Here is a 10,776-nt window from a genome sequence, read left to right on the forward strand (position 1 = left end):
AGGGCCGACCGCGGGCGCTTCGCGGCGACGCTCCGGATGGGCGCCGCCGGGATCGGCGCCGGCGACGCCGCCACCGTGGTGCTGGACGCGATCCAGAAGCGCGTGAGCCAGCCAGCAGCGCGCAGGCAGTCACCTTCCGCTCAACTCGGGTCAGGGACAAAGGGCCCGATCCTCTGCGACCGCCGCAAATCCACCTTCTGCGGCATCGTGATGTCGCCGAGCCCCGACGGAAGCGGCTGGGCGCGGACATCCATATACCAGTTTCCCGCGGCGGTCGCCGTGCCGACCTGCTTGGCGCCCTGAAAGCGCAACCGCTCGACCAGTATTAGGCAAGAACTAAAGCATGCGCCGTCGGTCAGCACGCGAATGCGATCGCTTATCGGCGCTCGGGGTAATGGCGACTTGTGGCGGTTGAGGCAGCGGGCGGGCAGGGCCATGGCAAATGCTTGCCCGCGGGCGTGCGCGCGCCGCAGCAGTCGCGCTTCCATCACGAGCATTTCGGCGCGCATGTCGCTTGTCTCGGCGAGCTTGTGGGCAAGTACTTCTATGGCGGCGGCGTTGCCGGGCGACGCTCGCCACGCGATCGGACAGTTGGGTTCGGCAACGGCGACCAGCGCCGCGGGGTCGGTCGCCGGAAACAATAGTCGCACCAATCGATCACCGATCGCCGAGTCGCCGCCACGGTTTCCGCGAAGGTCGATCAAGATCTGCCCTGCCCCCGCGAGCCGCTGCACCCGACGTCCGGCGTCGTCCACCACCCTCGCGCCGTCGCCATTTAGGGCCGGCAGCCTGATCACCACCCTATCCCCGTCGTTCGTCAGCGCTGCCCCCCGCGACGAGGTTTCGGGCGACCGCGAAACCGGCGGCCAGCGCCGAAAGCCGATATGCGGGTCGCCGAACCGGGCTACAAATCGTGAAAGTAGCCGTCGATAGGCGGTTTCGTCTACGACGGACGCTGCTTGGGCTAAGCCCTCTTGTCGCGCCGATCGCAATGTATGCCGAAACTCGAGGTCACCCAGCAAAACCACCGCGGCTGGATGGTTGTCGCGGAGAAGACGGTAGGCAGCGTTGAGATCATCCCGGGCGACTTTGGGCCAATCAAACCGTGTTCGATCCGACGCATCCGCATCCGGTGGGAAAGCACAAATAAGAGCCAAGCCCAGGCCGCACGCCGCGCTGAAGCCGCGCTTAACGATGTGGCCGGCCCCGGATTCGCGCAATCGTGAAGATCGTTACCAGCGTCGCCGCGAGCGATAGAAGGCCGATCACCAATAACAACACCGAGTCGCTACCGAGCAGCGATCGCATGCCAAGAAGAAAGAGCAAGTTGATCGCGGGCAGGCCCAATAGCACTAGCCACCCCTCGATGCTGGCCGGCGCGGCGGAGAACCGGCCCGGGATAACGCTATAGATAAACCAGGCCCTGCGGCCCGATCCCGGCGTGTCGGGCGCCGGGTCCTCGCCCGAGCGCTCGATGTTCTCGTCGTTCATTGTCGGGTCACGAATACGACGCGGTGCGGCGCGACCGAGGATCCGTCCAGACCTCGAAAGTTCTGGTACCGCGGGTTGTTGACGGAGAAGCCGTAGCGCCTGCCAGGCGCGACACGCACGCGCAGTTCGAACACCCGTCCGTCGCGCGACAGGCGCGGCGGCGCCGTGACCTCGAGCGGAGTGGTGGCGGAGACGTCGGTGATGGAATAGCTTCCATGCCGCACCGGCCGATCGAACACGACGCGCACGAGCAAATCGCCCGGCCGCACTGCGACGGCGCCGTCGCGAGGCGTCGTTTCGACGACGCGAGGGGGCGTTCCGACGGTCCCCTGCAACGCGGCGAATGGCGGCAAACCGTTCACGACGACCGGCGCCATCCCGAGCGCGACGCAGGCAAGAACGCTCGCCGGCAGTATCATGGCGCGGTGTGGAACCCGACGAGATACGGCACCAGCGGCGTACCGCTGCGATCTTTGAAATTGAAATGGGCGTTGTTGTTCAGCCAGAACGCGTAGATGCGACCGGGTTCCAGCACCAACGACAGGCTAAGTTCGGTGTCTTCGGCGCTCAATTGCGGCAATCCGTCGATCTTCGGAATCGAGTCGCGCCCATATTCGATCACGCTCCAGGACTGATCGGCCATCGGCTCGCTAAACGTGATCCGCAACTCGCACGGCCCCGGGGGGACGTTGCGGGTGCCGGTAGGGATGCTCACGGCGGTCACCACCGGGGGGAGCCTGTTGCTTAGATCATTGTCGCCACGCACAATCCAGTCGCTGACGTACGAGTCTAGGCCCGCCTGAAGAGAGTCAGTCATTTTTCGCCTTCTCCCTAATCTTTACAACTAGCAGTTGACACGACCCCGTGACCGCTGTCAACCTTGCGATCTATTGGTACTGAATTGATTGCGCGGCCTCTCGTATTTACTGGCTCTTATGCGCAGCGATCTTCTAAGTGAACTATTTAATCCAATGTAAGTAGCGTTTTCCTGGAAAGCGAGAGGAATCCCTTCCACTCGTCGCGATGATATTGTCAAATTCATGTCATTTAGGGGAAAGTTATGCGAATGATCGATGCTCCTCGCAAAGTCGCCGCGCAGATTCGCGATCCTCGAGCCGCCTATGCCGGAGGAGACCTGCAGACTGACAACATCAATGCTCTGGAACGGTTCGATGCTTCCTTCCGCTTCGATTGCGATTCGTTGGATCGGGCCCGGCTTCGCTACGAAGCTGACACTGGTCGCGCCTCGGTGCATGTGTCCGAAGCTACCCCGTTCGTGTTCCGCTATCTGCTCGAAGAGGCGTTTGTCGGCAACTTGCAGGGCCGCGAACGCATCCAGTTCCACATCGTCGGTTCGGGCGAATATACCGTCAGCTTCGACAGCGAGGAAGTCGAGGTCGAAGCTGGCTGGACCGGCGAGCCCACCGCGCGGTTAGTAACAAGTCGCGAGACTTTTGGCGGCATGACGTTGTTCAAGGTGATGGCCGCGTCGAGCGCCGCACAGCAGCGACAGCAGACATTAGGAGCCGAAGTCGGGCGCGAATTGTCCGATCACCAACTCGCCAGCGTCGCTGGCGGCAAGGGAAGGTCTGGAGACGGATGTTGGAGCGATACCGGGTGCGGCGGCGATATTCTCGTGGTGGGCTGCCGCAGCAACTATGACGGCTGCGCGGGCGATTATTGCGCCAGCGCAGGTTGCGGCATCGACGGCTGCGCCGGCGCGGCCTGCGGGGCCGATTACGGCGGCGGCGGCGGGTGTGCCGCCGATGGGTGCATTGGCGCGGCTTGCGGTGCCGACGCCTGCGGTACCGCGGGATGTGGCGCGGCAGGGTGCGCCGCGGACGCTTGCTACCAGGATCTATGCGGCGCCGCGGCTTGCGGCGCGGATGCGTGCGGCGCAGCGATCTGTGGCGCGGATGCCTGCGCGGTCGATGCCTGCCTGATCGATTTCATCCCTGGCGTGCCGTTCGTCTGAGGCTGGCCGCCAGGAATACCGGAATGCGCCGCTTCGGCTAATGCACGAGATCGGCAAGGGGGAATTGCGATCATGCGAGCAGCACCATCACGCTACACGCTCACCATTCCGCTCCGCGGCGATCGGATGCTTGCCTATAACAGCGCCTCACAGCATTTCGCGCTCTGGGATGCCGATGACGTCGCCGCCTGGAAAATGATCGATCGCGGCGAATTGGCGGTGACCGACGCGGCGGCCAGCGAGTTCCTCCAGTCCCGCTTCGCGGTGTTCGACGGACAGGACGAACTTGCCGGAATCGAACGCGAATACATGGCCTCGCGTCTGTCGGAACAATCGTTGCAGATTACGGTGTGCACCACACTCTATTGCAATCTTGCATGCTCTTATTGTTTCCAGGGCATGGTGAAGCCATCCACCAAGATGAAGGCGCCGGTACGCGAGGCAATTGTCGAATATGCCCGTCAAACGGTGCTACCCGGTGGCCACTTGTCGGTCGGTTGGTACGGTGGCGAGCCGCTTATGGGCCAGGAGGCGCTGTTCGATTTGGCCGCGCGCTTCGACGATCTCTGCGAGGAAAAGCGCGCCAGCCGCTCGAGCTTCATCATCACCAATGGATATCTGCTGACGAGCAAGCTTGCCCGCAAGCTGACCGAAACCGGGGTGAGCATCGCCCAGGTCACGCTGGATGGCCCGGCGGCGATGCATGACGAACGCCGGCCATTGCTGTCGGGCAGGGGAAGCTACGAACGCATTCTCGACAATCTGTGCGACGTCGCCGATAATTCCACCCTGCCCGTCTCGATCCGCGTCAATGTCGACATGACGAATTGCGACGCGGTGTATGAGATGCTCGCCGACCTGAGTCGACGCGGCCTTGGGCTCGGCAAGCGGTTGTCGGTATATTTCGCGCCGGTCGAGGCTACCACGATCGACTGCGCGAGCTGTCACAGCTCGACGTTGCAAAAGGAGGCGTACGCCGCGTTCGAGATCGACGTCGCGCGCGAAGCGGCCCGCCTGGGCCTGGCGCTCGCGCCGCCGGGCGGCAAATTCATGGGGCTATGCCAGGCGGTGCGGCCACGCAGCATCGTGGTGACACCGACCGGCGACGTCCACAAATGCTGGGAAACCGTCAATCAGCCCGAGCTTAGGCATGGCAACATCTTCGACATGGCAGCCGCAAACAAAAGCGCGGTCGCGACGCGCTGGGCGGCGTGGACACCGTTCGACAATGATGTCTGCCGAGAGTGCCGCATCTTGCCGATGTGCGCGGGGGCTTGCGCGTTCAAGACGGTGCATAGCGATCAGCAGTCGGGTGAATCGTCGCTGCCCTGCCCCAGCTGGAAGTTCAACGTCGCCGAGCGGATGTTCCTCCGCGCCGAGCAGAAAGGCTTGGTCACACGCGGCGACTGGATTGATGGCATCTCGGGCACGAACCGCCCCACCGGCCGCATAACCGGCGAGCGTCAAAGTACCGCATCGGTTGGCAATGCAGCGATGCGGCTCGACGGAATCGCTGCGTTCGAAATGGCCTGACGGGCAGTGGTGCGCTACTGCCATCTATCAGCCGCTCAACGCCCCGACTTCGCGACGCTGACATATCCCAGTTTCGTCGGTCGGCTTTGCAACGGCCGTCGCGATGTCATCGCGATCGGAGCAGTGGATCGCGCCGACGCGCCGATAGGGCTGGCGCTGGGCTACATCGCGGGCAGCGGCGCGCACTTGCTGTCGCTCACAGTCGCAGCGCCCGCGCGGCGTGCGGGGCATGGCAGACGCTTGCTGGATTGCTTCGTGGCAGCCGTGCACGATGCGGGAGCCCAGCGGATCGAGGTGATCGCGCCACTCTCTTCTGAAAATACCCCGATAGGCCTGCTTACCGGCGGAGGGGGGCGCGACTGGACTCGCGCTGGCCTGGCGACGGTGACGATCAAGGCCGAGCCCGAGCGTGTCGCTGCGGCGCTCGCCGCGCGCCGCATCCGGACCGTGCCGCACTGGACGCTCATGCCGTGGTCGTACCGGCCCGACCCCTGGTGGGCGCCGTCCGACCTCGCACCGTCGAAATTCATCCCGCTGGCGACCGATGGCCGCCCGTGTTGCGCGTCAGCGACCGTCGAAATCCGCCATGGCGGCGCACTGGCGGGCTGGATAGTTGCGCACGACATGGGCCAAGGCTGGCTACGGGTCTCCAGCAGCTTCCTCAAACAAGGTGGCGGTGCCCGGCGAGCGGTGTTCGACTTGTGGCGGCGCTATTTCGCGATGGTCGCCGAGCAGGGTTGGGCAACGGTAACGTTCGCGACGACCGAGGATCACGGCCCCTTTTTCGCGTTCCTGAACCGCTGGGCGCCCGAATTTGCGCAATGGTGGGGGTGTTCGGCGCCTTTCTCCCTCACCATGCCGAAATCCGCCCATGCCGGTTGAACCAGGGGGCCAGAGCGGTAACACGGTGGTGGCGCGACGGCGTATCCCCCGGCGCGCGCCCGAAGCGAACGAGGTCGGGCTGTTCCGCGCGGAGGCGCTGCGCCGGCGCCATGAAATAAGCCAACCGCGTCCGTTGGCGATCGCGCCGCCGGCGTGGTCGGCGGTTTCTCTGCTGCTGCTCACCGGCTTCGCGGTGGTGGCGTTGTTCCTGTTTTTCGGCAGTTTTGCGCGAAAAGAGACGGTTGCCGGGGCGCTTCGGCCGGTGGAAGGCGCGGTCTTGTCCACCACCGACCGATCGGGAATCATTGCCAAGATCCACGTGCGCGAAAACCAGCTCGTCCGTGCCGGGGATCCTCTCTACGACGTCCGTACCGAGTCGACCTTGCTGGACGGCCGCACGCTCGCGAATGAATCGATGGCGGTGCTGGAAGCGCAAGACGGCATCGCTCGCCTCGAGGCCGGCGCGCGGGTTGCCCAGACGATGGCCGAATTAGCCAGCGTCCAGCAACGTGCGAAGGCGGGTGAAGCCTCGATTCAGGGGCTGCGGGTGCGCCATGCCTTGGCCGCTCGACGCCGCATCAACGCGGAGAAGCAGGTAGAGGCTGCGCGGCCGTTGGTCGAAAAGGGCTTCCTTAGCCGGCAGGAGCTCTACCGGCGAGAAGACGCGGCGCTGTTCGCGGGGCTGGAAGAGGCGCAACTCGCGAGCGAGCTCGTGCAGACCGAGGAGGCGCGCGCCGGCTATCAGCTCGACGCACAAAGACTGCGTGCCAGAGCGTCGGGCGAGGAGGCGCAGTCGGAGATGGCCGCCACGCAATTGCGTGAACGGCAGTTGTCAGCGGCGCAGGACCGTGGTTTCAGGGTGCGTGCCGCGGTAAGCGGGCGCGTCAGCGGCCTACGCTTGACCGTCGGTATGCGGGCCGATCCGGGCCAACCCGTCCTCACCTTATTGCCCGAGAATGTGCCGCTAGTGGCTGACCTGTACATTCCGTCTAGGGCCGTCGGCTTTGTCCTCGCCGGGCAGCCGGCGCGGTTGATGTACGAGGCGTATCCTTTTCAGAAATTCGGTGTCGGCCAAGGCACGGTGGTCAGCGTTTCCCGAGGTCCCGTCACACCGGCCGATCCGGTGTTCGCGGAATCGGAAAAGGAGCCGGTCTATCTCGTGCGGGTAGCGCTTGCGCAGCAGACGATCGACGCCTTTGGCGAGCGGCACCCGCTACGGCCCGGAATGATGCTGAAGGCGGATCTTATCTTGGAGAAGCGCAGCATTTTCGAATGGATGATCGACCCCGTCCTTTCCAGTTCACGACGGCTGCAATGAAGATCGAGCCGTCGCCGTGGTTGGACTTCGGCCTGTTCAACTCCTTTCGGCTGATTCGGCAGGCGGAGACCTCCGAATGTGGGCTCGCCTGCATCGCCATGATCGCGAACCACCATGGCCTGCGTGTCGAGGTCAGCGAGCTGCGTCGGACCCACGAGATGTCGGTACGAGGGTCTACCGCGCGCGACCTTGCACTTACCGCCGACCGGCTGGGGATGAGCACCCGCACCGTGCGATGCGAGTTGGAGGACCTTGCTAAGCTTCGGTTGCCGGCGATCGTCCACTGGGATCTCGGGCATTTCGTGGTCCTTCACCGGGTCCGCGGACGCAAGCTGTTCATCGCCGATCCGTCGTCGGGTTTACGGTCCTACGATATGCTGGAGGCATCCCCCCATTTTTCGGGCGTGGCGATCGAGATGGCCCCCGCACCGCACTTTCAGCGCCAGCAATCCGAGCCAGCGCTGAGCCTGCGCAAACTGCTGCGGATAAGCCCGACGCTGGCCTTTTCTTTCGCGCAGGCGCTGCTGTTGTCGCTGCTGATGCAGGCGGCGCTCCTCGCGGTTCCGGTCTACATGCAGCTCGTCATCGACGAGGGGCTGCAGCGGGGCGACCGCGATATCTTGGTGCTGCTGCTTCTGGCGGTCATCGCAGTCACTTGCTTCGTCGCAATCGCCTCGTTCATCCGTGGCCTGACGGTGCAGTTCATCACCCAGTTGCTTGCGTTCGACATGAATTCCGCGGTCTTTCACCATCTTGTCCGGTTGCCACTCAGCTATTTTCAGAAGCGGCAGGTGGGCGATCTACAGCAACGATTTCGCTCGCTGCTGCCGATACAACAGGCGTTGGGGTCCGGCGCGGTGACAGGTATAATCGACGGCGTTCTGTCGTTGGCAACAGCGGCGCTGATGATGGTTTACAGCTTGCCCTTGGCGCTATGCGTCCTGATGTTCGTGACGCTACCCGTATTGATCCGGCTATTGTCGCTCAGTGCCAGCCGGAACGCTGCGGGTATGGCGCTCGCCGCAGAGGCGCGCGAGCAGACCCGGTTTTTGGAAACGCTGCGAGCGATCGCCACGATCAAGGTGAACGCCGCCGAAACTCCGCGGGAGGATTTCTGGCGGTCGAGCGCGGCGTCCAACATCAACGCGCAGGTCAAGCGCGGAAACATCCTTCAGGTGACCGGCGCGATCAACCAGCTCATCGCCGGCCTTGGCGATGCGATCATCATCTTCCTGGGCGCGCGTATGGTGCTGGCTGGAGAGCTAACTATCGGCGTCCTCACTGCTTTCATCGCCTATAAGCAACTATTTGCTTCGCGCGTCACCGCGTTCACCGAGCAGGTAATCACCTTCACGCTGCTGGACGTACAGCTCGAGCGCGTCGCGGATATCGTGACTTCGCCGCGCGAAGCGAAAATCGACGAACACGCGCTGGAAGGCGAAGTTATCCGCGGCGACGTCGAGCTGCGCGACGTAAGCTTCCGCTATTCCGGGTTCGACCCGCTGATCCTAGACAATGTTAATCTCAGCGTCGCGGCGGGCGAGTTCGTCGCGATCACCGGGCCATCGGGTGGAGGCAAATCCACCTTGCTGCGCCTGTTGATCGGGCTATCGCAGCCGACATCCGGAATGGTTCTGATCGATGGGAAACCGCTGGCGACCTGGGGTCCGCGACCGATCCGGGCGCAAGTGAGTTTCGTGATGCAGGACGACCAGCTCTTCGCCGGTACGTTGCTCGACAATATCACCTTGTTTGCCAGCGACCCCGATATGGAACGCGTGCGAGCCGCCGTGTGCGCCGCGGCAATCGAGGAAGAGGTCGCCGCGATGCCGATGGGGTTAGGCAGCCTGATCGGCGATATGGGCTCTTTGCTTTCCGGCGGCCAGAAGCAGCGAATATTGATCGCTCGCGCGCTGTATCGACAACCACGCATACTCATCATGGACGAGGGGACCTCGCATCTCGATATTGCGCGCGAAGCCGCCATCAACGCCGCCATCCGCAAGCTCGACGTTACGCGGATCGTCGTTGCTCACAGACCCGAGACTATCCGCGCCGCCGATCGCGTTTTGGAGTTGACCGGACGATGCCTGCGCCTCGCCGCATAAGTGCCCGGGCGCCCGCCCGAGTCGCTCCCGATCTGCACTTCGTCGAGGGGAGGGTGATCGGTGTTCAGAGCCATACCGGCCGCCACAAGATGCTTTTGGCGCCGTACCCGTTGACACTGTCCGGGATCCGGGAGCGCTTCACCTTTTCCGCCCGACGATGCGAACTCTTCGACAATTTGCAGCGCTACATCACTGCCGCGCGCGCGCTTTCGCATCCGCCGCTATTGCAGATCATATCCGGCAGCTTCGTCGACGACACGGAGGAACCCGGCGATATCGATCTCGCCAACATCGTCGATTCCATCGATGAAGAAGCCATGCCTCTGCTGTTCGATCCCGATTTCACGAAAGCGACCTATGAAATCGACGCCATCACCGTGTGTCTATCGGATGACGCGCTCGGCAACGCGCTAGCACTGCTGAGGATCGGTAACTATTTTTCAAGCCGTCGCGATGGCCTGCACCGGGCCTACATCTGGGTGATATAGCCGCCAAGCCACTCTACTGAAGCGCCAATTATTGCCGGTGTGCTTGGGCTTCGTACGAGCGGCATAGATATCGAACCATATGGCTCAGTATGCAAATTCTCGCTTCGCCCTCTCCTTTGCCGCGCTGTCCGATGCGACCCGCCGCGGGATCATCGATGAGCTCGGGCCGGGCTCGTCGTCACGCAAAAGTTCGGACGCGAGCGTATCTGCAAGCTCGGCGATCGCGGCCTCGCTGCGGAGGCGGCATGAATCGAGACGCACGCACCGCAAGCTGTCTGAGGCTCGCTTCGATGCATCGGATGAAATCACCAGCGAAATGAAACAGGAGCAAGGCGATGGACAGCCAAGTTAGCCGTGCAGGCGAGGCGCCGGGCGCCACGTCGATCGAGCGCATAGGAGATCGCGAACTCGTCATAACGCGAACGTTCGATGCGCTACCCGGCATCGTCTACAGAGCATGGAGTCAGCCCGAGCTGTTCCGGCGTTGGTGGATGCCGAAATCGGTTACCGGCGTCGCGCTCACAGCGTGTGATATGGACGTCCGTGCCGGCGGCAAATATCGGCTCGAATTCGGCGCTGGGGGTTCGGACAGCATCGCCTTCTACGGCAAGTATCTCGAGGTGGTGCCGGGGGAGCGCATCGCCTGGACCAACGACGAGGGCGACGAAGGCGCGATCACGACCGTGACCTTCGAGGACCAGGGCGAGAAGACGCTGATGACGTTCCACGAAATCTATCCCTCCCAGCAGGGGCTCGAGGAAGCATTACAGGGCTCGGCGGCAGCATTGCCGGAACAGCTGGAGCAGCTCGACGAATTGCTTTCCAGCATGCGCGAGTGGCGCGGGTAGAGAGGCTCGCCGGGGGCGTCTGCGTTTGGAGAATTAGGCGCGTCTCGCCGACGTCCGCGCATCTCTCGACCCATCAGTTCGCAGCCAGCATCGCGCGCTCCCTTGTAATGGTTGCACGATTTCGTTTTGATAC

Annotated in this window: 12 protein-coding genes; 8 read left to right on the plus strand and 4 right to left on the minus strand. The window is 63.3% G+C overall.

Features of this window, described 5'->3' with window-relative positions; translation table 11 throughout:
• Positions 1-140: 140 nt before the first annotated feature.
• The 4 genes from NMP03_RS07485 to NMP03_RS07500 are packed head-to-tail and all read right to left on the minus strand — an operon-like array spanning position 141 to position 2,308.
• The gene (locus NMP03_RS07485; protein WP_256507855.1) at positions 141-1,220 is read right to left on the minus strand and encodes a S41 family peptidase; all 1,080 of its coding nucleotides are present in this window, start codon (positions 1,218-1,220) and stop codon (positions 141-143) included.
• Positions 1,189-1,491 (minus strand): hypothetical protein, encoded by a 303-nt coding sequence (locus tag NMP03_RS07490; RefSeq protein ID WP_256507856.1) that lies wholly within the window; start codon positions 1,489-1,491, stop codon positions 1,189-1,191. The genes NMP03_RS07485 and NMP03_RS07490 overlap by 32 nt, the downstream gene beginning before the upstream one ends.
• The gene (locus tag NMP03_RS07495) at positions 1,488-1,910 is read right to left on the minus strand and encodes an Ig-like domain-containing protein (RefSeq protein WP_256507857.1); all 423 of its coding nucleotides are present in this window, start codon (positions 1,908-1,910) and stop codon (positions 1,488-1,490) included. Before NMP03_RS07495 ends, NMP03_RS07490 begins: the two co-directional genes overlap by 4 nt.
• Positions 1,907-2,308 carry a hypothetical protein gene (locus NMP03_RS07500; protein WP_256507858.1) on the minus strand — a complete coding sequence of 134 codons (402 nt, stop codon included), beginning with the start codon at positions 2,306-2,308 and terminating at the stop codon, positions 1,907-1,909. Before NMP03_RS07500 ends, NMP03_RS07495 begins: the two co-directional genes overlap by 4 nt.
• A 384-nt stretch (positions 2,309-2,692) precedes the next feature.
• On the opposite strand from NMP03_RS07500, the gene NMP03_RS07505 reads away from it, so the two are divergent.
• From NMP03_RS07505 to NMP03_RS07540, 8 genes are all read left to right on the plus strand, one after another.
• Entirely contained in the window at positions 2,693-3,466 is a 774-nt protein-coding gene (locus tag NMP03_RS07505; protein ID WP_256507859.1) for a Cys-every-fifth RiPP peptide CefA, read from the plus strand.
• 72 nt (positions 3,467-3,538) lie between these two features.
• Positions 3,539-4,999 carry a radical SAM/SPASM domain-containing protein gene (locus tag NMP03_RS07510; protein WP_256507860.1) on the plus strand — a complete coding sequence of 487 codons (1,461 nt, stop codon included), beginning with the start codon at positions 3,539-3,541 and terminating at the stop codon, positions 4,997-4,999.
• A gap of 123 nt (positions 5,000-5,122) precedes the next feature.
• Positions 5,123-5,881, plus strand: a complete 759-nt coding sequence (locus NMP03_RS07515; protein WP_256507861.1) for a GNAT family N-acetyltransferase — start codon at positions 5,123-5,125, stop codon at positions 5,879-5,881.
• Positions 5,871-7,199, plus strand: coding sequence for an HlyD family secretion protein (locus NMP03_RS07520; protein ID WP_256507862.1), 1,329 nt, complete (start codon positions 5,871-5,873; stop codon positions 7,197-7,199). Before NMP03_RS07515 ends, NMP03_RS07520 begins: the two co-directional genes overlap by 11 nt.
• A complete protein-coding gene (locus NMP03_RS07525; RefSeq protein ID WP_256507863.1) occupies positions 7,196-9,307 on the plus strand; it encodes a peptidase domain-containing ABC transporter in 2,112 nt (703 codons plus the stop codon). Before NMP03_RS07520 ends, NMP03_RS07525 begins: the two co-directional genes overlap by 4 nt.
• Entirely contained in the window at positions 9,286-9,795 is a 510-nt protein-coding gene (locus NMP03_RS07530) for a DUF6932 family protein (protein WP_256507864.1), read from the plus strand. The genes NMP03_RS07525 and NMP03_RS07530 overlap by 22 nt, the downstream gene beginning before the upstream one ends.
• 79 nt (positions 9,796-9,874) lie before the next feature.
• Positions 9,875-10,147: a hypothetical protein gene (locus tag NMP03_RS07535; RefSeq protein WP_256507865.1), complete on the plus strand. Its 273-nt coding sequence runs from the start codon at positions 9,875-9,877 to the stop codon at positions 10,145-10,147.
• Complete coding sequence (locus tag NMP03_RS07540; protein WP_256507866.1) at positions 10,131-10,643, plus strand: SRPBCC family protein; 513 nt, start codon at positions 10,131-10,133, stop codon at positions 10,641-10,643. The genes NMP03_RS07535 and NMP03_RS07540 overlap by 17 nt, the downstream gene beginning before the upstream one ends.
• Positions 10,644-10,776: the final 133 nt, after the last annotated feature.

Source organism: Sphingomonas qomolangmaensis (assembly GCF_024496245.1).
Lineage (GTDB): Bacteria > Pseudomonadota > Alphaproteobacteria > Sphingomonadales > Sphingomonadaceae > Sphingomonas > Sphingomonas qomolangmaensis.